At 44.0% G+C, this 24,242-nt stretch carries 12 protein-coding genes; 2 read left to right on the forward strand and 10 right to left on the reverse strand.

Translation table 11 applies throughout. The annotated features are described in order from the left end of the window. Positions 1 to 32 precede the first annotated feature (32 nt). From yihA to typA, 5 genes are all read right to left on the reverse strand, one after another. Positions 33 to 692, reverse strand: coding sequence for a ribosome biogenesis GTP-binding protein YihA/YsxC (gene yihA, locus H524_RS0105955; protein WP_027939565.1), 660 nt, complete (start codon positions 690 to 692; stop codon positions 33 to 35). A 301-nt stretch (positions 693 to 993) separates the two neighbouring features. Beyond that, positions 994 to 1,611 carry a DUF3334 family protein gene (locus H524_RS14515; RefSeq protein WP_052338937.1) on the reverse strand — a complete coding sequence of 206 codons (618 nt, stop codon included), beginning with the start codon at positions 1,609 to 1,611 and terminating at the stop codon, positions 994 to 996. A gap of 762 nt (positions 1,612 to 2,373) precedes the next feature. Then, complete coding sequence (locus tag H524_RS0105965; RefSeq protein WP_027939566.1) at positions 2,374 to 3,798, reverse strand: sigma 54-interacting transcriptional regulator; 1,425 nt, start codon at positions 3,796 to 3,798, stop codon at positions 2,374 to 2,376. A 389-nt stretch (positions 3,799 to 4,187) separates the two neighbouring features. After that, a complete protein-coding gene (glnL, locus tag H524_RS14520; protein WP_044121598.1) occupies positions 4,188 to 5,309 on the reverse strand; it encodes a nitrogen regulation protein NR(II) in 1,122 nt (373 codons plus the stop codon). 1,070 nt (positions 5,310 to 6,379) lie between these two features. Then, positions 6,380 to 8,218, reverse strand: a complete 1,839-nt coding sequence (gene typA, locus H524_RS0105975; RefSeq protein WP_027939567.1) for a translational GTPase TypA — start codon at positions 8,216 to 8,218, stop codon at positions 6,380 to 6,382. A gap of 693 nt (positions 8,219 to 8,911) precedes the next feature. Between typA and H524_RS14525 the strand changes: the two genes are divergently transcribed. After that, entirely contained in the window at positions 8,912 to 9,886 is a 975-nt protein-coding gene (locus H524_RS14525) for a YihY family inner membrane protein (protein ID WP_052338938.1), read from the forward strand. Positions 9,887 to 10,034: 148 nt separating this feature from the next. Here H524_RS14525 and H524_RS0105985 read toward each other — a convergent pair whose 3' ends face one another. Continuing rightward, positions 10,035 to 13,646, reverse strand: a complete 3,612-nt coding sequence (locus tag H524_RS0105985) for a hypothetical protein (protein WP_044121600.1) — start codon at positions 13,644 to 13,646, stop codon at positions 10,035 to 10,037. Positions 13,647 to 13,900: 254 nt separating this feature from the next. Next, on the reverse strand, positions 13,901 to 16,036 hold the full coding sequence (locus H524_RS14530) for an ATP-dependent DNA helicase RecG (RefSeq protein WP_044121601.1): 2,136 nt from the start codon (positions 16,034 to 16,036) through the stop codon (positions 13,901 to 13,903). A gap of 380 nt (positions 16,037 to 16,416) precedes the next feature. Here H524_RS14530 and H524_RS0105995 point away from each other — a divergent pair, with 380 nt between their 5' ends. Further along, positions 16,417 to 17,358 (forward strand): hypothetical protein, encoded by a 942-nt coding sequence (locus tag H524_RS0105995; protein ID WP_156907553.1) that lies wholly within the window; start codon positions 16,417 to 16,419, stop codon positions 17,356 to 17,358. Between the two features lie 160 nt (positions 17,359 to 17,518). Here H524_RS0105995 and H524_RS14535 read toward each other — a convergent pair whose 3' ends face one another. The 3 genes from H524_RS14535 to H524_RS0106020 all read right to left on the reverse strand — a co-directional run bounded on the left by H524_RS14535 (position 17,519) and on the right by H524_RS0106020 (position 23,147). Beyond that, positions 17,519 to 18,880: an MFS transporter gene (locus H524_RS14535; protein ID WP_052338940.1), complete on the reverse strand. Its 1,362-nt coding sequence runs from the start codon at positions 18,878 to 18,880 to the stop codon at positions 17,519 to 17,521. A gap of 632 nt (positions 18,881 to 19,512) precedes the next feature. Further along, on the reverse strand, positions 19,513 to 20,892 hold the full coding sequence (pssA, locus tag H524_RS0106015; protein ID WP_052338941.1) for a CDP-diacylglycerol--serine O-phosphatidyltransferase: 1,380 nt from the start codon (positions 20,890 to 20,892) through the stop codon (positions 19,513 to 19,515). 326 nt (positions 20,893 to 21,218) lie between these two features. Continuing rightward, complete coding sequence (locus H524_RS0106020) at positions 21,219 to 23,147, reverse strand: aminopeptidase P family protein (RefSeq protein WP_027939571.1); 1,929 nt, start codon at positions 23,145 to 23,147, stop codon at positions 21,219 to 21,221. Positions 23,148 to 24,242: the final 1,095 nt, after the last annotated feature.

Consider the following 24,242-nt stretch of genomic DNA (forward strand, 5'->3'; position numbering starts at 1 on the left):
TATTTTAAGATCTGCTTAACTGAAAAGGTCAATTACTCACCATCGGCAGCATCAGCAGAAGCTTCAGCCATTTCCTCAGGATCGTAAAGGATAGTAAACCAGTTGTTGAGGATGGAGTGGATCTCATCAAGACCGATCTTTTCCCAAGCAGAGAATGCAACTACAGTGAAGTTGCCACCAAACTCAGATAACAGGTGCTTAACCTCACCAACTGCCTCTTTACGGCGGTTAACTCCAAGCTTGTCTGCCTTAGTTAGCAAAATCAGCGCTGGGATGTTGGCTGCAATAGACCAGTCAATCACTAAGCGATCGTGATCTTTAAGTGGATGACGAATATCCATAGTGACTACGAGACCGCGTAAAGCCTGACGCTTTTGTAGGTACTCAGACATGGACTTTTGCCACTCGATCTTCATGGAGCGAGACACTGCAGCATAGCCATAGCCTGGCAGATCAACTAAGGTACGACCTGGTGCAACCTGGAAGAGGTTGATAAGACGGGTACGTCCTGGGGTACGTGAGGTTTTGGCTAAGTGCTTTTGATCGCAAATAGCATTGATAGCAGAGGACTTGCCGGAGTTGGAGCGGCCAGCAAAGGCGATCTCAACACCAAGATCCTTTGGTAAATGCTTTATATCAGGGGCACTGGTGATAAAGCGAGTCTTTCTAAAATCGAGGGCTTCTTCAGCCATAGCCTTACTCCTGAAAACTTAGAAAACTAGAAAAATCGCATAAGTATACGCTTTTCGAGCCCATTTTGGGTAAAAACATCGCAACAAAGCAAAAATAGCTTATCAAAGACAAGATGCTACAAAGCAAGCATAGCGATGCAATGGCTATAGATTATAGCGTGCAAAAACGAACAACGCCGCTAAAGTGCGGCGTTGTCGATAATGCTTAAGACTGCTGTGGCCTCAAGCTAAAAGATAAGTGCCTGGGTTTACAGCGTTTAAAGCTGTGCTTGAGGCGTTAGCTTATCTAAAGGTGGGTATCTTAAACGATACCAGCCTGAGCCATGATCTCCTCAGGAGTTAACTCACGCTCCTTAGGATCAAGATCGCGAACAAGCTTGAACTCGGTGTGGTCCATAGCAAGCTCAAGGTAGAAAGCGTTGTTAGACTCGGTGAAGAAAGTAATACGAGAAACCTCTGGGTGGTCTAAGGTCATGTTGATGTTAATCTCAACCTGGTGAGGCAGGGCTAACATCTTAGGCTGTGACTGATTGATGTGACCATTTAAGGAGGTGCTCATCTTGGCAGTGAAGTTACCAACCATCTGATTCATGAGCTCGCCTAAGGTGTTAGAAACTTCATCAGAGGTGTAGTTCTTAACTAAGTCTGCATCACCTAAGCCCATGCGCTTCATGTAGGAGCTATATAACTCCATGGCAGTCTCTTTGCTGAAGTTTAAAACCACCATGCCTGAGAAGGTGCCAGTGAACAGAACAAAAGTACCGATATCTGGACGTAAGGTGGTGTTGTTGATCTTCTGGATCATTGGGGTGAAAGAAACCTTATCACCGGTAGCAGAACTTAAAACTTCGGTAACACTATCACATAAGGATAAGAGGATGTCGTCGCAGGTGATAACCTGATGCTTTGAAATTAACATTTAACTGGCTGTCTCACAAAATCAAGCTTATAAGCTTACAAAACCCTATGACAGAAGAGACCTGTCGTATCACACGCCTAATAGTAATCTTATCTAAAAGAACTCACTTGATGCTTGTTTGGCATAGAGGCGGCATGTGCTGTATCTGCTATCTGAGTCATCGCTGACTCATTAGAGATTATTGTGCAGCAAACTTACAGAAACTGCATAGATACAGGATCGAAAAGTATTTACTAGATATAACAATCTATGGCCACATTCTAACGAAAAATGGCACAAATACAAGTTTATGACGCCGATTAATACAAGTTTATGACAAGTGACTAGCTAGCCATCTGTGTAATATGTTAGCCAAAGTGGCTTGTACATGAGCTTGGCAACTATGCTAGTTTACAGATGCTACAGATTATCTACCTATTTTAATTGTCAGAGGGGTATAAGGATATGTCGTTGTGAAAAGGCATGGTCTTAACTAAGCATAGCCTTATTTTTCTCCATCAGTGCGGGCGCTACTAGGCGATAGCCTTGCTAAGAAGGGCCACATGGTGCGCTGTATTGTCATGATTGGCGTTTAGGTGCGATTACCTTGCGATGTAGGGAGCTTCGGTTCGATTGCCTTGCGATGAGGGCCCTAAGATGTGGAGTATTTGCATTCAGGATTGCTGAAAACGACAACGTCCGTGCTGCAAGGCAGGACGGACGTTGTCAGGCGCAAGTCTCAAATCAGCTTATCGCTAGGCGATGGGCTGAGTTTTAAGATGCTTAGCTATTGATGTTGAGCTCTTTGAGCTTACGGGTCAGGGTGTTACGGCCCCAACCTAAGAGCTTAGCTGACTCTTGCTTGTGGTTGCTAGTAAAGGCTAAAGCAGCCTCTAACATGACACGCTCAAACTCAGGGGTGGCCTCAGAAAGAATGTCATGCTCACCAGCGCGAAGACGACCATCTACCCAATTTCTAAGCTGCTCTTGCCATGAGGTAGGTTCCTTAGAAGTACCAGTGATGGAGGTAGTAATCTTAGCTTGCTGATTGCGAGCCTGCATAAACTCTGATGGCAGGTCGGTCATCTGAATATCACGACCAGTAACCATGATGGTTAAGTACTTACACAGGTTCTTAAGCTGTCTTACGTTGCCTGGCCATGGCTGACGGCATAAGAAAACTAATACCTCAGAGGTCAGCTTCTTAGGCTCTTGATTGTTCTCAAGGGCAGCTTGGGCTAAGAAGTGCTTAGCGAGCATTGGGATGTCATTGTTACGCTCACGCAGTGGTGGCATATTGATGTGAATGACATTGAGGCGGTAGTACAGATCTGCACGGAACTTACCATTTTTAACTAACTCTTCTAAGTTGTGAGAGCTAGAGGCAATCACACGTACGTCAGCCTTACGGGTGGCGCTAAAGCCAAGTGGCATATACTCATGATCGCGGATAACGGTGACTAAGCGAGTCTGTGCATCCATTGGCATGTCACCAATTTCATTGATGAACAGAGTACCGTTGTTAGCTCGCTCAATAGCACATACAGCACCATTTTCATTAGAGAACAGCTCATGCTCAACAGTCTCTTGAGGCAGTGATGAGATGTTCACAGAAACAAAGCGACCCTTATCGCAGCGCTCTGAGTGGTTGTGCAGTGCCTGAGCTACGATTTCACGGCCAGTGCCGCTCTCGCCAAAGATGAATACAGGTACATCAGTCTTAGATAAACGGCCGATGAACTTGAATACTTCCTGCATGGCAGGGCTCTTACCGATAATCTCGACATCCTCGCCTTCAGTTGCAGGAGCTGGATTCTCTTCCTTCTTACGGGTCTGATTAACACGGTGTACAGCAGCACGTCTGATAACCTTAACTGCCTGCTCAATATCAAATGGCTTAGGCAGGTACTCAAAAGAACCGTGCTCATAAGAATCGATAGCGGCGCTTAAGTCAGAGTTAGCGGTAATGATGATGAATGGGATGTTTGGATCGACTTCATGGACTCTCTTGATTAAAGATAAGCCATCGATACCGCCTGGCATGTTAATGTCAGATACGATTACATCAGGAATCTCATTTTTAAGAGCCTCTAGAGCCTCAATACCGTTGCTAAAGAGACGGTGATTGATTTGGTTGACATCAAGAGCGCGATCGAAGACGAAGCGGATGGAGTCATCGTCATCAATAACCCAAATTAGCGGATCCATAAAAACCTCAAGCTGTGTTGTCTGCGGCTAAGGCGTCACCTACGGTATTACAAGTTTGGCTACGATAAACTTATTGCACTATGTGCAAAGAATCGTTGCCATCCCTTAAAGGTAAAGGGTGGTAAAACGCTATGGCCTAAGCCTAAGGTAGTGCGTCCCAGAGTACGGCCAATAAGAGCAAGTACAAGCAATCTAAATAGGTCGCAAGCTACCTTTTGGTAGTCGTTGTTAGCCGCTGCATTATGCAAAGCTAGTAAAAGCTTTCCTAAAGAGACAGTGGCCTAATGAAATCTTTGTTATCAATAGCTTTAGTCAAAAATCTAAAGCTATTGTTTATCCTTGCCTAGGACCACTAAGTGGTGGTCTTTTGTGACAACTTCAATGAATGCTTAATTCATCAAATTGTGAATCACACCAGAGTGCATAGACTGACTGGCGTTATTGTTGTCATTGGTGATAGGCAGAATGATCTTGAACACGGTGCACCCTGGTTCGCTCTCGCACTCAATAGTGCCGCGATGATGCTCCACAATATTCTGAGCAATGGATAAACCTAATCCATGACCCTCAGAACGGGAGGTAATCATTGGGTAGAACAACATGTCCTTAATCTGAGGCGGGATACCAGGACCGTTATCGATAATGGCTACCTCAATGGACATTGAATACTTAATGCCATTGACTAAAGCTCCCATTAAAGCGCGGGTGCGGATCTTAACTGACGGATAGACAGTATTGGCCTCAGTTAATGCCTGTACGGCATTACTAATGATGTTAATCATGACCTGCTGCATGGCATCTACATCAAGTAGCAGCTCTGGCAGCGATGGGTCGTAATCTTTTTCAAAGCGGCATGTGCCCTTAGTGGCCATGCTTTCTAAAGACAGCACTTTCTCAATGACATAGTGGATGTTAGCCATGGTGCGAGGATTTGGTCGCTGTGGGCCTAATAGACGATCTACTAATGCCTTAAGACGGTCTGACTGCTCAATGATGACCTTGGTGTACTCCTTAAGATCATTGTCTTTAGAGTAGGTCATCTCTAGAAGCTGTGCTGCGCCACGGATGCCACCTAATGGGTTCTTGATCTCATGAGCAAGGTTTCTAATGAGATCGCGGGCTGCAATATGTTGATTGCGGCGCTGCAGGTCATCATTGAGTTTTTGCTGATAATCAAGACGGTGAATTTCTACCATCAGACCACGTGCTCTGCCGGTATATGGTGAGATATACACGTCGGCATGGAAGCGATTTTGGTGTTCTGGAGTGAAAGTGATATCAGTAGCAGTGAATCCTTGAAAAGATGGTGAATTCGCGTTCTGAAGGGACTCAATCAAGCTCTTCTCATTGCTATCAATAAGATCAAGCAGCTTAATTCCCTGCAGCTTGGTACGAGACATGGAAAACAACTGCTCGGCCGCAGTGTTGGCATAAGCAACCTTTAACTGAGAGTCGATCACCAATATTGAGGTGGAGATACTCTCGATAATGGTTTTAGAGTCGCATTGCATGGCAGCTACCTTTAGTTGAGCCTGACAAAGGCCTAAAGTAAATCCAATAGAACAATGTGATACTGTTTGCTTTAAGCATTTGAGCTAACTTAAGACTCGCTTATGAGGCCTTAACCAAGGGATCTTTTTATGATCGAATGGCCATTACCTAAATTAGGTAGCGCCTTAGCCTGGTACTTGTAGCTTCGTTTGGTCTACGAGACACAGGCCTTAAGCTCTAATATGCTCTTTGGGGATATAACGTCCCATGTATCTTGAGTTTGCCAACTGAGAAAGTACCCGTATCTCTTATAACTAATGGAGATTTACGCTGGCACTTAATCAAGTTAACCAATGTCCTTATGTAGTACCTAAACTACGAGCACTCAAAATGGGGCACAGTAGTTAGTACTGAGCATCTTTAACTATTGTATGTACACTGCAAAATGTAGTGTCCATATATTATCTTTAGCCCAACTATATCTAATTTCATAGATGAGCTAAGTTGAGTGAAGTAAGATGTTCTAAAACCCACTAACAAGATAAGAATGCTCAACTTTAGGGCTTTCTTATGCTTAAGCACTACTACTTAAGCGCGCTAATGAGTAAAAACAGAGCAACAGCATTACACAGTAAGTTTGTGTCAAACTAATAGTGATACTCTACAGTGCATTGACAGAAAAAAAGTGTGATATGCCCTTGATTTGTGATCCATTTTAGAGCGCCTATGTTTAAAAATGGTATAAATCTCTCATTTGCACATATATAGTGCTCAGCACATCGCGTATTTCCCCATAAAGGAACACATGTTTTTGCAGAAAAAATCGAAAAAATACTGCAATTCCTTAATTATAAGCCAAATATAGAATATTAAGCTGCTTTGAGGCATATTTTACATGCACTCATGTAGGGCGTATGCAAGCACATGTTTCTGCATTGAAAGAACCATTTCTTAACATTAGATCCAAAGGTGAGCATTGTCACTCTACATCGCACCAAAACAAAAAAGCCCCCGCAAGTAAGACTTGCGAGGGCTTTTTAGAGCAAGTGTCTTAGCTAGAGATAGCTAAGATGCTTTGTGTTAAGGGAGATTACTTCTCAGCCTTACCGCCAGCTGCACGGAATGCACGTACACGCTCAAGCTCAGATAAGAACTTCTTACGGATACGGATGGACTTAGGAGTAACCTCAACGAGCTCGTCCTCGTTAATGAACTCTAATGCCTGCTCTAAGCTCATGTGAACAGCAGGAGTTAAGATGATGTTGTCATCGGAACCTGCTGCACGAACGTTGGTGAGCTTCTTGGTCTTTAAGCAGTTAACGGTTAAGTCGTTGGAGCGAACGTGCAGACCGATAACCTGACCCTCGTAAACCTCTTCACCTGCGTCTACGAACAGACGGCCACGCTCTTGTAAGAACCATAAAGCGTATGGAACGGCCTTACCAGTGTCGTTAGAAATCAGAACACCGTTAGCACGCTCACCGATAGAGCCACCTACATACTCGTCATAGCTGTCGAAGGTGTGGTACATAAGACCAGTACCAGAGGTTAAGGTCATGTATAAGCTCTGGAAGCCGATAAGACCACGAGCTGGGATGCGGTAGTCTAAACGTACACGGCCCTTACCATCTGGGCTCATGTTCTTAAGCTCACCCTTACGACGGCCGAGCTCTTCCATTACGCCACCCTGATCACCTTCTTCGAGGTCTAAGGTTAATACCTCGTATGGCTCTAAGGTCTTGCCGTTCTCATCCTTGTGAAGAATAACTTCAGGACGGGATACGCCAAGCTCGTAGCCCTCACGACGCATCTGCTCAATTAAAACAGATAAGTGCAGCTCACCACGGCCTGATACACGGAACTTGTCAGCGTCATCAGTGTTCTCAACGCGCAGAGCTACGTTGTGTACCAGCTCAGTACGTAAGCGCTCTTCAATGTTACGTGAAGTAACGAACTTGCCTTCCTTACCTGCAAATGGTGAGGTGTTAACACAGAAGGTCATGGACACAGTTGGCTCGTCAACAGATAAAGGAGGCAGAGCCTCAACAGCTTGTGGAGAGCAAATGGTGTCAGAAATCTTAAGCTCGCCTAAACCAGTAATAGCGATAATGTCGCCAGCACCAGCCTCAGCTACCTCAGAACGGTGCAGACCTAAGTAACCTAAAACCTGACCTATCTTACCTTGACGGGTGGAGCCATCAGCACCAACGATGGTTACAGGCTGATTGGTCTTAACGCTACCACGGGTGATACGACCAACACCGATAACACCGACGTATGAGGTGAAGTCTAATGATGAGATCTGCATTTGCAGCTGACCTGCTGGATCAGCCTGTGGTGGGCTTACCTTTTCAATGATGGCATTGAATAAAGGCTCCATGGTGTCGCCATGGTTCTCTGGATCTAAAGAAGCCCAGCCTGATAATGCGGATGCATAAATAACAGGGAAGTCGAGCTGCTCATCGGTTGCACCTAAGTTGTCGAACAGATCGAATACCTGATCAATAACCCAGTCAGGACGTGCACCTGGACGATCGCACTTGTTAATTACAACGATTGGGCGCAGACCACGAGCAAAAGCCTTCTGAGTTACGAAGCGGGTTTGTGGCATTGGGCCATCTACAGCGTCAACGAGCAGCAGTACTGAGTCAACCATGGACATAACGCGCTCAACCTCACCACCAAAGTCAGCGTGTCCTGGGGTGTCAACGATGTTGATGCGGTAGTCCTGCCAGTTGATGGCGGTATTCTTAGAAAGGATGGTAATGCCACGCTCTTTTTCAATGGCATTTGAGTCCATCACACGCTCTTGAGCGCTTTCATTACGATCAAGGGTGCCTGATTGACGCAATAACTTGTCTACGAGAGTAGTCTTGCCATGATCAACGTGGGCAATGATGGCAATGTTACGGATCTTTTGAACATCCATGGAGAAATACCTATTGTGGAATACCGAGCTATACGGGTATTTAAGAGCATGAACTGCACTTGGCAGTGCATTTAAAATCTACAAGAACCAGAGCCTAGAACATCTCTGTAGAGCACTGTAAGGTACAGGATCTTTAGCATTACTATCATGGTCTGTAAGATTGCTAAGGCGTTACCTTAGGAACAAAAGAAATGATGTTAGCTAAAAGATAATACTGTTCTTACGTGCATAGAAAACTAAACTTTAAGCTAAGAGCATAGTCTCTAGCTAAGGCTCAGCTGACATATCTATCAGTGTCGAATCTGCACCTAAAGTCAATTTTGCGATCTCTTTCGCGCTTTGTTACTTGTAAGCTTGAAAAAACGGCCCCGCTATTTTAGCGCAAAAATCTCTAGAACGGTGTGCATTTTAAAATTTCTCTTTTTACTAGAGTTAACTGTCATCAATACGATAAACATCATCTTTGTTAGCAAGAGGTTCACTCTAATTGCAAGCCTTTCTCATAAGAGGCAGGCCTCACAGCAACACTTGTGCTCTAAAACGACTATACAGAGCTACTAAAACATATAAGGCTTACAGATTGCATCAAAGCGCATACACAATTATCAAGATCGAATACAATTACAGATTACTGGCCCAAGATTGGGCTTAGAAAATTAAGATACAGAACAATCATTAAGCTGGAGTAAGTAAATGTTGGAGCTTATAAAGTATTTTATACGGCGTATCAAACGTGATGGTATTGGTATTGAAGCTGCAGCGCTTGCTTATACCTCAATACTAGCGTTAGTTCCTGCATTAACTATCATCTTGTCAATCTTTGCTATGGTTCCATCCTTTGAGCCAGTCAAAGAATCAATGATGAGCTTTATTCAGGATAATTTTGTTCCTGTGTTTGCCGACGCTATCATGGGGTCACTGCAAAAGTTTGTAGATCATGCAGGTTCTATGACGGTAACCGGTCTTCTAGTGCTGTTTATCGTCAGTATGATGCTCATTCGAGCCATTGATAAGGCTATCAACCGTATTTGGCGTGGTTCTCAACGTCGTAAGATCATTACTTTCGCTATTTATTGGACCTTGCTGACAGTGGGCCCTCTTGCTATGGGTATTACGGTTTGGGCTACCTCTAGTATCGTGGCTTTGCAGATTTTTCAGGACATGGAGATGGCCACAGCTGTACGCACAGTCTTATATGTACTGCCTTTCTTCGTGCAAGCTGCCTTAATCTTTGTTCTTTATACAGTCTTGCCAGTAGCTCGCGTTAAATCACGCGATGCTTTATTAAGTGCCGTTGTGGTTGCTCTCTTATTTGAAATCTCTAAGCGTGTATTTGCCGCCTTTATTATCAATTTCTCAGATTATGAAGCTATCTATGGCGCTTTAGCTGCACTGCCTGTACTGATGATTTGGATTTATATCAACTGGTGGCTGGTGCTTTTAGGAGCTGAGCTTACAGCTGTTCTGGGTATTGCTCGCTCTGAGCACTCTAAAGAAGTACCATCAATGATTCACTCCATAGTTGACACTATGGGTAAGGATACTAAGAAGCCTGAGCAGATTATTTCCGATGCTCTTGCCTATGAAAAAGAGCCAGCTCCTCGTTCAGCTATCAAGGTTCATGTATCTCCAGTCCGTCGCGACAACGCTGTCGAGCATAAAAAATAGCAAACCAACGCTACATATCTAAACACTGCTCTTTTCCAATCTTACAAGCGGGCAATATCCAACATACGATACACTGCGCACGCTCCTGCCTAAGCTTAAAAAGTACAAGGCCATGCTCTAAGCATGGCCTTGTCTAGCAAGTCGATAATTAGAAGATCAGCTCTTCTTCACCCTCTTCGCTATCAAAGAAGCTGTCTATAAGTACGTTCTTGAGAAGATCGGTCTCAGTCTTATCTGCCTGAGCTTGAGCTTCAGCGCTTATTGCTTCATTGCTCTTATTGGCAGTCTGCTTAGGCTCATCTCCTCCTGCACTATTATCACTAGCAGCTACAGCCTCACTCTTCTTAGATTGTGCATCGTCCTTAGCTACCTCACTTGCCTCACTTGTAGTTTCAGCCTTTGCAGTGTCTTCACCTGGCACTGCAGCTACAGTTTCAGCCTTTGCACTGTCTTCACCTATCTCGGTAGCTACAGCCTCTGCATCGCTTTGTGGGTTAGTATCTTGGGCTTGGGCTTGAGCATTAGCAGCATCTGCACTAGTCTCTTCCTGGTCTTTGGGTGCTACAGTGCTGTCTGCGTCCTTGGCTGGGGCGCTGGTTTGGGTAGAGTTAATTACAGCGGTATTTGTCTTGGTGGACTTTTGGTCGGAAACTGAGGAGGTTTGAGCAGGAGAAGTGGAGAGGTTTTCGGTAGGATCACCTGATAAAGATGAGGCGGCTTGAGTGGAGTCAGGAGTGTCTTTTGCTGAAGAATCTTTTGTCTTGACGCTAGAGTCTTGGTCCTTATCAGAGGACTTACTATCTGTTGCCTCAAAAGCTCGGTCAGTGCTGGTATCTGTCTTTTTATCTGGAGCTTTGTCTGAAGACTCAGAGCCATCGGAACTCACTTTAGCTGATGATGTATTGCCTTCATCGTGAGTATCTGACTTAGTGGCATTACTATCTTGTGTTGCCTTTGGCTCTTGAGCGCTGTCTGTTTTAGGAGCTCTGTTATCGCCAGGCTTTTCATCTTTGCTCTTATCCTTAGCTGCCTGATCTATTAGCTGAGCACTCTTGTCATCCTCCGCTGCACTATCATTTGATGAGTTTGAGCTCTCATCGCTATTGTCTTGCCTTGAAGATGCCTCATTAGATTTATCCTCTTGAGGCTTTAACTCTTCTTTTTTGTCAGTGCTGCTTGATTTGTCAGATAGTGAGCTAGAGTCTGCAGCGCTACTTACCTTTGGATCATGACTAGTTTCTTGTAGCTTGTCCTTATCATCATCAGACTTTTGCGGCTCTTCAATCTTTACCTTGCCATTAAGGACGGCAGCTGCATCAGTCTGCTCTTTAGCCTTAGCGTTCTCATCGTACTGAGGCAGATATAAACCAGGGCGCTGCTCTCCACGACGTAATGGGATAATTGCAAAGCGTGGTTCATCGAGATCACCTAAGATGGTTACCTTAGTAGAGCTATCCTTTGCAGGACTGATGAAAAAGCTATTGCCTGAGATCTTATTACGCTCATAGTCTGCATTGACTGATAAGCGCATGTTGGCAGTAGATAAAGCCATGGAGGTAGTATTTTGAGCTACACCTTGATTAAAGGTGGTGGTGCTCTTAAGAGCGGAGATACCGGCAACAGCGCCTTGTACACCAGTGAGCAGCTCGGTATAGGACAGCTCGTAGTTCTTGTCTTTACCACCGTTAATGAGGTCTAAGCCAAAGTCTGAGATGAGCATGGCATCAGAGTTAACATTAAGCTTACCTTTGGCTTCATTGATGAGGCTCTCAAAGGTCTTAGCTTGGGCTTTAGACTCTAAGCTTAAGTTTACATCCATCCTGCCAGTAAGCATGTGGCTTACTAAGTTGGAGTTTAAGTCTGCACTCTCAAAGTCAGGAGCATTGAGCTTAAGGTGGCTCTTATCAAATGCCTTAAGTGCAATGAGAGCCTCTGCAGCTGCTGATGATTCTTTGAACTTGGCATTTGGTACTTCGACTAAGAGTTTATCTGCATCTAAGAGCCACTTGCTGTGCATGCTGCTAATTAGCAGATCGGAGTATAAGAAGTTCTTAAACTCAAGCTCCATAGCGGCAGTATTGGCGCTCTTTGCAACAGCATCAGCTGTAGCCACCTTATTATCTACAGCGGTCTTATCCGCATCAGCACTATCCTGACTGTCCTTTTTAGCCTCAGTGTTGGCAAAGACATTGTCTTTAAGGACAGATACGCTAGAGAGCAGACGATAGAACTCATCTTGGTCTTTTTGTTGTGCTTGACCCTTTATAGAAAGATTATCAGCAGTGCCAGTGATGGATTGGATCGACATTGGCAGTGAGTTTAAGTATGACAAAAACTCCAAAGACTCAAAGCCAGCATGCTTGAGGTTAAAGGTGTATTCGTTAAGGCCTGCACTTAAGAACTTTAAGCGTGGGGTGTTGATTGCTAGCTTGGCCTTTTTCATGAGGAGCTTTTCTAAGTTGAGCTCTTTGTTCTTATGGTCAAGCTCACCTTGTGCAAGATAGCGTCCCTCATAGACATTACCTTGCAACTTAAAGGTAAAAGCATCTTTGGAGAAAGTAGCACTTACCTCATTGCTCTCCATAGTGGTTTGCAAATTAGGCATTGAGATTTCATCAGCGCTACCGTTAAAGGTGCCTTGAATGCCATTAGAGGTGATCTTGAGATCTTCAATATTGCCATTGATACCTTGGACAATATAAGTACTCAAGTTCACATCATCTGCTTTTGGAGTATGGCTTTGCTTAGCGCCTTGCTTGCCACCTTTGTCTGCAGCATTTTGCGCATCTTCAGCTGCTTTAGCTGCTGCTAAAGTATTAGTGTTCTTTGAGCTATGAGGCTTGCTCTTACGGGCAGATGGAGCATCATCAGAGAGAATGACATCGGTTAAGACAGTGCTTTGTGATGTCAAAGTGATGTTCTCTGGGCTAGTGAGGCCTGAGTAGATGATGACATTGGCAAGACTGAGCTCATCAAGCTTGATATCGGTGATAACCTGCGGCGTGCCGTTAGCACCATCAGCTTTGTTCTCTTGATTGGCGTTGGCGCTATTAGCATTGGCAAGGCTTTGGTTGTACATGCCTTTACCTGAGATGATGCCACCATACATTTGTACGCTAAAGTTATTAAGGCGCATGCCATCTGGTGCTTGTTCAAAATCCACCACAAAGCTCTTAGCTTGCTCTTTAAAGAGGCTAAGTTTTTCTGAGGCTAAGGAGCCTGATCTGAAGGTAAGACCTTCTTTGTCGCTAAAGGAGACCTGGTTTAAGCGAATGGTCGCATCCTTGGTCTTCAAAAAGCGAGTATTGATTGGAGTGTGATGGAAGCGAACGGCATTAGCGCGAATAGACTTATAGCCTGCTTTTGACGAGGAGAGCGCGGCGAGATCTTCTTTGCTTAGCTTAAGATCGTTGATGTAGATATCGTTGATCTTCAGCTCATCATCAGACAAAGCAGAGCTAATATCGTACTCAAGGTACAGTTCACCTACAGTGGATGAGCCAAACTTAACGTTGTTGAGCTTGATAACATCTGGGTATACAGGGGAGAACTCGGCATCTTCAATAGTGACATCTAAACCTGTTTGCTTAGACAGGTAGGAGCCTAAAGGGCCTTTAATCGCTGTACCGTTAAAGAAGATAGCGACCAAGGTAAAGCCAACCACAGTGAACGCACCGGCAGCAGCGCCTGCGCGAATCATGCAGCTTAATACTTTGCTTTGCGAACGCTCAGCGCGTCTTTTATGGTAAAGGCCTACCATCTTCATTCACCGTAGATTGTTAACAGATGCCACATTACAAGCAAAATGCATTACCAGATATTCAAAAATGCCTGGTATTGTTTTGCCTTGCAATACTTTCGCTACAGTGTACCTAATGCAAGCCCCGATGTGATCAAAAACTTATGTTCAGGGCTTATTTTTCTTCATTAGCGCTTGAAGATCGTTAAGACAGTGTAGTTTGAGCCATGATCTACATGCTTAAATCATGGCTAAATAGTACTTATGGGCGGGCGCTATTTTTTTGCCTTACCTGATAGAGGGCCGTTTTCGAGATCTAAGACTTGCGGGAACCAGCGCATGATAAGGTTGCCTGCAGTCTCAGGATCGTTATTGAAAATCGCAGATGCTGCGCGAGTGGCATTTTCAATCAGATCGTAATCTCGATTGAGATCGGCAAAACGGAAGTTTTCTTTACCCGCCTGATTAGTGCCAAAGAACTCACCAGGACCACGCATTAAAAGATCTTGATTAGCAATAGCAAAACCATTGGTGGTACTACGCATGATCTCAAGACGCTTAATGCCGCGCTCACGACGCTCATTATCTTTAGCTGGAGTATTGTTTTGGTGGAGTAATAAACAGAACGATGGTTTAGAGCCTCGGCCTACACGACCACGTAGCTGATGGAGCTGTGCAAGACCTAGACGATCGGCGTTTTCAATTACGATTACAGTGGCATTTGGCACATCCACGCCAACTTCCACAATTGTAGTAGCGACGAGAATATTGATCTCTCCTGAGATGAATGCCTCCATGGTCTCGTTCTTTTGCTTCTCGCTCATTTGAGCGTGCAGAAGTCCAATTTTCAGATCTGGCAGTAGCTCGGTAAGCTCTTTGTGACGCTTCTTAGCTGAAGTGGCATCTAAAAGCTCATTTTCTTCAACTAATGGGCATACCCAATAGGCCTGATTGCCCTCATGACAGTGATGGTTGAGACGATCGGCCACTTCCTCGATGCGATCTTGACCAATGATGGCTGTGGTAATTGGGGTACGACCCGCTGGAAGCACGTCAATGGTGGATACATCAGTATCTGAATAGAGGGCTTGTTGTAATGAACGTGGAATCGGGGTAGCTGTCATGAGCAGCTCATGGGCTGCGTATTCTTCAGGAGACTTGTTGAGCAATGCCTCTCGTTGATCTACACCAAAGCGGTGTTGCTCATCGACAATGACTAAAGATAGGTTCTTATAGACTATGTCCTTTTGGAAGAGCGCATGGGTACCAACAAATATCAGTGCCTTTCCTGACTTAGCCTTTTCAAAGACGCTCTCACGTTCTTTTTTCTTTAAAGAGCCAATCACGCAGACTACTTCAAAGCCCATAGGCTCGAAGAGCTCAGAGATCTTGCGATGATGTTGTTTGGCCAAAAGCTCAGTTGGTGCAAGCAGAGCACATTGCATATTGGCACTAGCAAATTGCTCCATCACCATAGCTGCGACTAAGGTTTTACCCGAGCCTACGTCGCCGTGAACTAAGCGGCTCATTGCCTTGTTCTTGTTACAGTCACCCATGATCTCATCAAAGACACGACTTTGAGCATCAGTTGGGGTAAATGGTAGGCTCTTTAAGAGCTTTTCATGGCTTTTAGTATTAAGTTCAACGCTCTTAGCAGCTTTGCTTACTTGGCGAGCTTTAAGCTCAAGAATACTCAGCTTATAAGCCACGAGCTCTTCGTAGCAAATACGCTGATAGCTAGGCAGTGCTTCAAGTAGAACTAAACCATGATCCTCTCTAGGCTCAGGATTATGGGTAATCATGAGCGCACGAGTTAAGTCCATGCCGTATGGATTGAGCATGGTGGGCAAATACTCTTCAAGAGGGTGGCGAGCTAACAGAGTTAAAGCTAAATGGGTAAGCTCACGTAAGCGGTATTGAGTAATGCCTGCAGTTAAATGATAAACCGGCGAGAGTCTAGCAGGGAGCTCGATTTCGGAGCTATCAATAAAAGTAACTTCTGGGTGGGTAATGACGTACTTTGGTGATGGACCATAAAAGTCCATACGTACGCTACCCCATGCAAGTACGGTGGTGCCTACAGTAAGTTTTTGTAGCAAATACTTACTTGCATGGAAGAAGATGATCTTGATATGTGAGCCTTCATGATCTTGAGCGGAAAACTCAGTAAGTTTTGGCTTGATACGTGGCGCTGAGGTAATAGTTAGCAAGAGATTGCACGGTACATTCTCCTCAGGGGAGCTTTGTACTGAACGAATATAGGTGCGATCCTCATAGCGGAAAGGTAGGTTCATGAGCAAATCGTAAATGTTAGATAAGCCCAATCGACCTAATTTAGCCATAGTCTGTGTTGCAACACTATTGATGCTCGACAGTGGCGTCGCTATAAATTGTGCATCCTGTCCTGGCATAGCCTCGGCTCCGCATTGACCAATTATCGCCTAACCATGCACATAGCTTTTCAAGCTCACGCTAGATGGCCGTGCTGCTAGTAAGGCGCTCCTTGTATGGCAAAGAATCTAGATCGCCACTCAAGGCATAGGTCATTATAGCATCGGATGTTTTTAGAACTTTGCCCTCTGCTATATTCCTATACAATGCCGAACAATAGGACTAGCTGTCATAGGCTTACATGATATTTGAAGATACATTAAACATGTATTATTGGACTTGATCTGCTATACAGGCTCAACTTAAGCTAATCTTATGTAAGATTAAGTGTTAATTAGAAGTAGTTCGTATGATCGCACTTAGCTTTCAAGTGAAAAAGGGATTTAGTTGAAATATGTCGATGAATATTGCAATTTTCTTTGATGCTACTAAAGAGCAACAGAAAAAGCTGTTTAGCAAGCTTAGATTTAACACTATAGCAGGGTGGTATAAGCACTTAAGGTTAAACCCAGTTCGTGATACAAATGTTTCCACTATGGATCTTTACGACTTTAATTGGCATGAGACTATTTATACACCTTTAAATATGGTCGCTAGAGGCACTTTTAATGGCGAATATTTCAACGAAGAAGTGAAGTCACGCAGAAATGGTGTGCTAGTTGAAGTTGGTGAAAAAAGCTACGAGTCCTTATTCATTTATGGTTTGCAGGTGGATCACAGTTCAGGGTTTGATTCATTAATAGAAGTGGCATGGACTCAGGCTTTAGAAAGCGCAGGAATCAAGGATTATGCTATGGTTTTGCAACTAGGAACTAGTGGTGGCTATTGTTTGTCAGATACCGTAATCTCTATTCGTTCAATCGCAAGTGGAGCTTTTAAGGATCAGGTATTTGTGACTTTCTTTTCAGGCACTGAGACTAAAATATGCTTCCCTATTGTGGAGGATAGCATCAATCCTCCATATAGATTTTGGGATAAGAAAGCCGCTAAGCCTGTGGTGATTGATGAGGGCAATGTTCAGCTAGAGACTATTATGACTTTAGAGCATGCTATGGCAGCATGGTGCATCATAACAAAAGAGGATTTTGAGAAAGTAAAACAATTAAGTACAACAGATTTTGTCTACTTGGTAAATAATTATGATTACACTGGTAAGTATGATTTGTTCAAGGATAGATACTTCAAGGGTAAGTCATTAGATGATCTTGACTATTATGGCCACATTATCAATTGTGCAATATCAGACGCTGACTATATAAACATTAGTGACTTAATTGAGGATGAAGAATACAGATTAGAGGAGAATGCGTCTGTAACGCTAGAGTCGCTTATAAACGATTAAGCCTCTGGAAACTGCATTAAAACTTACCTTTGGGATCATTCAAATCGTTAGCGCATCTTCTTTGTAAGAAGGTAAAAGCAAAGTGTTAATGTCGTTTATTACTTTAGCAAGGCGCTTAGGAGCAATTAACAGTACAGATCCCAATTCATCAGCAATCATCTCATGACTTTGGTTGCTTAGGATTTGTAGAGTTTTGAATTGACTCTTTTGGATGATACTCACCTAGTGTGCCAAGAATATTTGTGCGACTAGAACCGTCAATGTCATTGAACATCGTTTCGTCATAGTCTTTGGCCATGGCTTCGGCCTTATGCTCGGTAGCAGCGATGCGCTCCTTGCGATTTTTGATGAAGCGATAGCCAGTGTACAAACTCATTACAATCATCAAAGTGCCTGAGACAGCAAATTGATAGCGTATGGCTAAAAGATTGGCGATCGCTGCGCCAAGTAATGGGCCAAACATACAGCCAAATTGGGTGGCCATAGTAGCTGCACCAAAAGCTCTGCCTTTAAAGTCAGGTGGAGTTGCTAAGGTGATAGAAGCATTTAAGGCTGGCACAACTCCTACAATGAACAGTCCCATGAGGGCAGCTAAGATCATAAGGACGGTGTAGGTTGGGGCAAATGACTGCAAGATAAGAAAGAAGCCAGCTCCCATAAAAGCTGCAGCCATTGATCTGTAATAGCCATGACGCTGACCTAAAAATCCCCATATTGGAGCTGCTATAGCTCCTACCATTGGAGGGACAGAAACGGCAATACCAGCATAAATGGCGATATCGCTATAGCCGCCTAAAAGCTGTCCTACGTACAGCGAGAGTAGCGGCTGAATGGCCATCATGATGAGATGGAAGATGAAATATAAAGCTAGAATCTCGCTAATGACCTTGTCAGTAAAGCAGGTCTTAAGATCCTGCAAGATGGTGGTTCGCTGTTGAGTAATCTCAGACTTATCACCTGAGTCTGGAATGATGTAAGTAACTACAGTGATAAATGCCAAGAATGCTGAGGCAATTAAGAATGAGGCTCGATAGCCAAAAGCTTCAGCTAAAAGACCTCCAATGAGTGGGCCGCATACTGTACCAGCAAGCATGGATGACTGAATAAAACTAAGAGAGGTACCGACTTTCTCTTTGGGGCTTTGTGAAGACACCATTGACAGAATGACAGGCAAATAGCCGTTAGCAAAGCCTTGAATGATACGCATGCCTAAAAGTTGTATAGGCGCAGTGACAATGCCTCCCACACCATAGCTAATAAAGAGCAGGATAGCTGATCTGAGCGCCATACTCTTTTTGCCCTTAACATCTGAGATCTTTCCCCAGATCGGAGCCATGATGCCTGCAATTAAGAAACATGACGAAAACACTAAGGCCGACCACAGCTCAATAGTCTCTTCAGGAGCGCCAAGCTCAAGCAAGTACACCGGTAAAAATGGCACGCACATGGTATAGCTTGAGGAGGTAAAGAAGATACAAAAGGAGTAGAGGCCAAGCCTTAAGTTCCATGACATATTTTGCATAGTTAGCTCCTTGTTCTATCTTGTTTGAATGCATGCAACCGCAGCTTGTACTAGAGTGTCACAAATGCTGTATTGGGACGCTCTAAAAATTTTAGTGCATGACACGTACTAAAGATAGCTTAGGTTAGGCGCATATGAGAGCTAATGCCTTAGAGAATTGATAAGGGCAAGATCGATCGTCTAACGGAAGTTGAAGGTTGCGCTGTTGCTACTGTGTATGATTAATCTTAGATCTGAGTGCAGACGTCGAAAGCTAGTTGCGATTGAATGTCATATCCGTTGTGAGAAACGAGATCTACTCCAAAAACCTACTTAACACTATTGGAAAATCTGCATGGAGTGCGCAAAGACAAGGCATTCTTAGCTCAAAGACAAATGAGATTCTGCGTAATTGAGCCATGGCTTAGTCAAAGTAAGGTGCATTAAAAAGATGAGCGCAATTGGCTTTGAGGCGTGGATAGGCATAGATGGCAGTTTAAAGCCAAGATCGCAAGGCATTGGGTGACAACATAAAGCCATGGTTGCTAAGGCATTGCGGGAAATTTAAAGCCCAGATCGCAAGGCACTGCGGGAAATATAAAGCCATGGTAGCTAAGGCAACCATGGCTTCAAGATGCAGATGAGCATTTAGCCTAGAGAAGCTTCTTGATGATGAATGAAGCTCTTAAGCGGCGCACCTTCTTTAAGATCTTTTGTACCTGCTCAGGGTAGCTATCAAAGCTGTCGAGCTGATCTACTGAGGTAATCTTGGTGGTGTGGTGCAAAATATACTGCTTTTCGTGCATGAACTTTTCACTTAAAAGATGGTTTGGATCGTTGATAAATAAACCGTTTTCTAAGTCTAAAGCCCAAGCACGTGGGTTTAAGTTATTACCGGTGATCACAGCTAAATTGCGGTCAATGAACATACCCTTGAGGTGATAGGTATTGATCCCGTCTCGCCACAAGTGGATGTTAAGCTTGCCAGCATCAATATGATGCTTATGGCGCTGTACCATCTCTTTTAAGTTTTGTTCATAGACATATGGAATGGCTCCAATTGGTGAAAATGGCTTATCTGGTGAGATATAGAAGTCATTTGCCACCTTGTCACCAACCACAATAGTGATCTCAACATTACGTTCAAGCGCCATCTCTAAGTGCTCAAGTAGCTCCTTTGGTGGGTTGAAATAAGGAGTGCAGATAAAGATGTGCTTTCTAGCTGAATCAAGTGCCCAAATAATAGAGCGGTTGAGCTGATTGTTCTTTTTGCTAAGACCTGACAGTGGGGTAATACCGACCTCATCATCTTGCAGTTTTCGAGCTGCTTTAACCGTGTATTGAGCTTTGGTTAAAGAGCGCTGTAGCATCTTAATTTCATTCTTCATCTCTTTGGCAGGACGAATATTGCCTTGAGAGAAGTCTTGTACTGCATAGTTGATGTGGAACACTTCATTAGTGAAGCGGCAGAAGGAATTAGCTAATTCCTTGGATTGAATTTCGTGGTAGCGATCTAGACGATACTTTTGATTGGCATAGTTAACGTAAACATTGTTAATAGAAGCACCAGAGTAGAGTACGGTGTCATCAAAGACAAAGCCCTTAAGGTGCATGACGCCAAAGATTTCACGACGTTTAACTGGTACACCATAGACATGGGGGGCTAGCTCTTGATCCTGTGCAAAGTCACGGTACATGTCGGCATTGGTGCGGCTATCTCCTGTAGCTCCGATTAAGCCACGCTGTGCACGGTGAAAGTCAACGTAGACACGAATATATAGCTTTGGATTACGTCTTTTAGCTTCATACAGGGCTTCCATGACCTCTCTACCAGCTTCGTCGTCTTGTAGATAAAGCATGGTCATCATGATACGTACCTTAGCTGAGGCAATCAGTTCTAAGACACGCTGATGAAAGTTTGCAGGCCGCTCGAGGATGTTATAGCCTGAAGCTTTTACCGCAATTTGCGGCATCTGCTGCAGACGAGTCTGGCTGTAAATTGAATTTGGCAGACTGTTTTTAAAGAGAAACATCTTATTAATTCACCTCAAAAGGCGCTAAAACAAAGTATTAACAAGCCCACACCGTAAGGCCCATCTTCACCACACTGTGGCCATTATATATGCAATAGCCAAACACTAGCTATATCTACTGCCATCGCTCTTTTCACATTATGAAGAGGCTTGCAGGATATGCACGTTCACAAAAATGCAGGTGCGTATTCTAGCCACCCTTTTAAGAGGGTGGCAATAACCCTACAACTAGGCACTCATGACACTTAAAGAGGGTGGCATCACCCTCTTAAGTGAGGGTGGATGTAGCCTATTTTTATGGGCCTAGCTGCTATCCTTAGTGGCTATTAGATCGCGCAAGTAGCCTCGGTTAAGTAGCTTACCTCAAGGTCTGAGAGGGTGGTGGCAGTGTTCTTGATAACGGTCAGAACGTTTTGATGGTACTCATTTAACCAAGTACGCTCGGTAGGAGAGAGCATCTCACGAATAATCAGACGGGTATCAAAAGGCACTAAGGTCAGTGGCTCAAAACACAGCATATCGGTAAAGCCAGCTTGGCTGCAGCGGCTTACCTCATAGAGGTTTTCAAGACGAATACCAAACTCATCAGTCTCGTAGTAGCCTGGCTCAATCGAGACAACCATACCAACTTCTAAAGGTACAGTAGAGCTACGTGTGGAGATGTTGTGAGGACCCTCGTGAACAGCAAGCAGATGACCTACACCATGTCCAGTGCCATGCTCATAGTCATAGCCATGCTCCCACAGCGGACGACGAGCGATCGCATCAAGCTGCATACCGCAAGTACCATGAGGGAAGATAGTAGAGGCCAGAGCAATGTGAGCTTTTAATACCAAGGTATACAAGGTCTGCATATGCTCAGTGAGGTTCGGACCAACTAAGATAGTACGTGTAATATCGGTAGTACCCTCAATAAAGTGCGCACCTGAGTCAATTAAATACAGTGGATCCTTGCCAAACTTACGTGCCTCTGACACCTCAGCATGGTTGTAGTGACACATGGCGGCATTTGGGCCTAAAGCTGAAATGGTCGCAAAGGAAGGCTCAATATAGTCACCCTCGATCTTACGGAAGTACTCAGCCTTTTCTGCTAGAACAGCCTCATCAAGGTCTTCGATACGTCGCTGATAGGCCTCAAGATCGGTGATATTGTCAGCCTTAGTGATGTCATCAAGCCAAGCTAAGAAACGGCATAAAGCTACACCATCCTTAAGGTGGGCCTTATGCTCGCCGGCAAGCTCAATGGAGTTTTTGCAAGCCTTTGGAATCTCGCACAGACCTAATCCTTCGACTACCTGAGCACCCTTAACGGTAAGCTGCTCAAAAATATGGGCATTAGTGCTAGCACTATCCACATAAACCTTACAGTTTGAGGAGCTTAAACGCTCTAAAACATCGTCAAAGCCTGCCTCAGGGAAGATATCGATGTGGCCAATATGGTCTTCTAAGTTGGCCTGAATCTCGTCAGTAAGGTGATCTAAGTTTAAGTACCACTCCATAGCCTCATTGGCATAAGCGACTAAACGACAGTTGATAACTGGCAGGTAATCGCGGTCACGGCCACGGATGTTTAAAAGCCAGCAAACAGACTCAGGTCGTGAAATGATAGTGGCATCTAAACCACGATCTCTCAGGGCCTTAGCTAAGTTCTTACGCTTTTGTAAACTTGGGCAGCCGTTGTACTCATCAGGATAGAGCTCAACTGCTGAGCACACTGGATGAGGGCGACCCTCCCAAATAACATCAAAGAGGTTTTCATCAGTAGCCACTAACTCAATGCCAGCCATGTTGAGCTCTTTTTCAAGCTTCTGCTGATAAGTGCGGCTGATGCATTTGAGGTCGACACCCACACGGCTTTTCTTTGGTAACACAGCGATGAGGTAGTCAAAAGGAGTTACCTCAGCAAAGTTAAAGGTATCGTAGACCTCATCGTCAACTTGCTCTTTAACCTGCACCTTGTAGCGGCCATCTACAAAGACAGCTTGGCCGTGTTCAATGTTTACCTGAACCGTTTCATCTTTGCGATTGGTAGCTTCTAAAGGGAACTCACCCTTTTGTTTTACGGTTACGCAAACATAACCTGCAGATCCGGTAAAACCGGTTAGGGTGGCAATACGCTCACAGTCAGGGGTTAGATCTCCTGAGAGATACTCATCATCATGTGGGATGAGAATAGCATCGAGCTCGTGTTCAATGAGCTTCTCTTTTAATGCATCAAGTAGATCTAAGGACTCATCCTGAGTAATGTCAGTCATATATAAAAAAATCCTTGTTAATCTTCTACATCCTGCCTAGTTTAAAGAAGACGTTCATATCATCACATCAAGATGCTATGCAACATAGACAAAATGTAAGGGGCTCCTAAGCAAGCTTATACAGTCGATTAACTGAGAGCATATATAGAGCCTTGAGAGCCTAAATACGATACTACATTTGCCTTAGAATTCCCTTAGCTATGGGTACACAACTATATTTACGCACGCTGAGCGTAGCAACTTAATAAGTCGCATTAGCCATGTTGTCCAAGCTAGAAGTCAAAAGGTATCGCCCTATCCTCAAATTAGCTTAAGAAACTCAAGCATAGGCTGTATGAAGGATAGGCTAATGTATAAATTTAAGCTGCTTGATGCCGCGACTATACTCAAAATGAGCTAGTGGAAAATGGCAATTAGCAACATGAGTTTGGTTAACCCAAGCTAGCAAGCTAGTAGACCAGTGAAATGTAGCGGGCTAAATCCTTAAAGCACAAAGGTACTTTGTACATGGTGAAGATAAATTACTTATTGAGGCAACGTTTAACGTGCCGTAACCCTATCTAAAAGACCCTGCTAATCCCTAGAATGTTCCCAAATTATCTTAATTGCACTAAAAGCATCTACCTTATTGTAAAAAAATCATAGGTATAGAGCATCTTTTGCATGCAAATAAGAGCAGCAAACTATTTGCTAAGCAACTATAAAGCTCAGATTGAAACGAAGCACTTAAGAGAGTGCCTAAGCTTCGCTTGAGGTTAGTAGTTGCTATGGGCAAAACAGCGCAATCTTAGCACAAAGCCCGAAAGTAAGCCAATTTGCTAACTTATGATTTAAATATCAGCTTGCAAAAGCCTTCTTTTAAGTGCAAAGAACATTGTGCATATAATAAAGGCTGCAGATGGTTTATATGTACAAAGGCCGATGTTCTGTGCCGCAAATTTGTCGTGAGTCTTTGTCTAGACTAAGTCTTTGGTGTTAATCTATGGAAAATTTAGCTTGTTAAGGATTCTTGCAACAAGCTAAATGCACCGTGTGGATGGCTCTATACACTAGGTTTTGTATGGGCTGTTAGCTCTTTACACTAGATTTTGTATG

The organism is Anaerobiospirillum succiniciproducens DSM 6400, assembly GCF_000482845.1.
In the GTDB taxonomy this organism is placed as follows: Bacteria; Pseudomonadota; Gammaproteobacteria; order Enterobacterales; family Succinivibrionaceae; genus Anaerobiospirillum; species Anaerobiospirillum succiniciproducens.

Coding starts and splice junctions, on each gene's coding strand:
- H524_RS0106020 (WP_027939571.1), bottom strand. CDS start 23,147: ATGACTGACATTACTCAGGATGAGTCCTTAGATCTACTTGATGCATTA.
- typA (WP_027939567.1), bottom strand. CDS start 8,218: ATGGATGTTCAAAAGATCCGTAACATTGCCATCATTGCCCACGTTGAT.
- pssA (WP_052338941.1), bottom strand. CDS start 20,892: ATGTTTCTCTTTAAAAACAGTCTGCCAAATTCAATTTACAGCCAGACT.
- H524_RS14535 (WP_052338940.1), bottom strand. CDS start 18,880: ATGCAAAATATGTCATGGAACTTAAGGCTTGGCCTCTACTCCTTTTGT.
- yihA (WP_027939565.1), bottom strand. CDS start 692: ATGGCTGAAGAAGCCCTCGATTTTAGAAAGACTCGCTTTATCACCAGT.
- H524_RS14530 (WP_044121601.1), bottom strand. CDS start 16,036: ATGCCAGGACAGGATGCACAATTTATAGCGACGCCACTGTCGAGCATC.
- H524_RS14515 (WP_052338937.1), bottom strand. CDS start 1,611: ATGTTAATTTCAAAGCATCAGGTTATCACCTGCGACGACATCCTCTTA.
- H524_RS14525 (WP_052338938.1), top strand. CDS start 8,912: ATGTTGGAGCTTATAAAGTATTTTATACGGCGTATCAAACGTGATGGT.
- H524_RS0105995 (WP_156907553.1), top strand. CDS start 16,417: ATGAATATTGCAATTTTCTTTGATGCTACTAAAGAGCAACAGAAAAAG.
- H524_RS0105985 (WP_044121600.1), bottom strand. CDS start 13,646: ATGGTAGGCCTTTACCATAAAAGACGCGCTGAGCGTTCGCAAAGCAAA.
- glnL (WP_044121598.1), bottom strand. CDS start 5,309: ATGCAATGCGACTCTAAAACCATTATCGAGAGTATCTCCACCTCAATA.
- H524_RS0105965 (WP_027939566.1), bottom strand. CDS start 3,798: ATGGATCCGCTAATTTGGGTTATTGATGACGATGACTCCATCCGCTTC.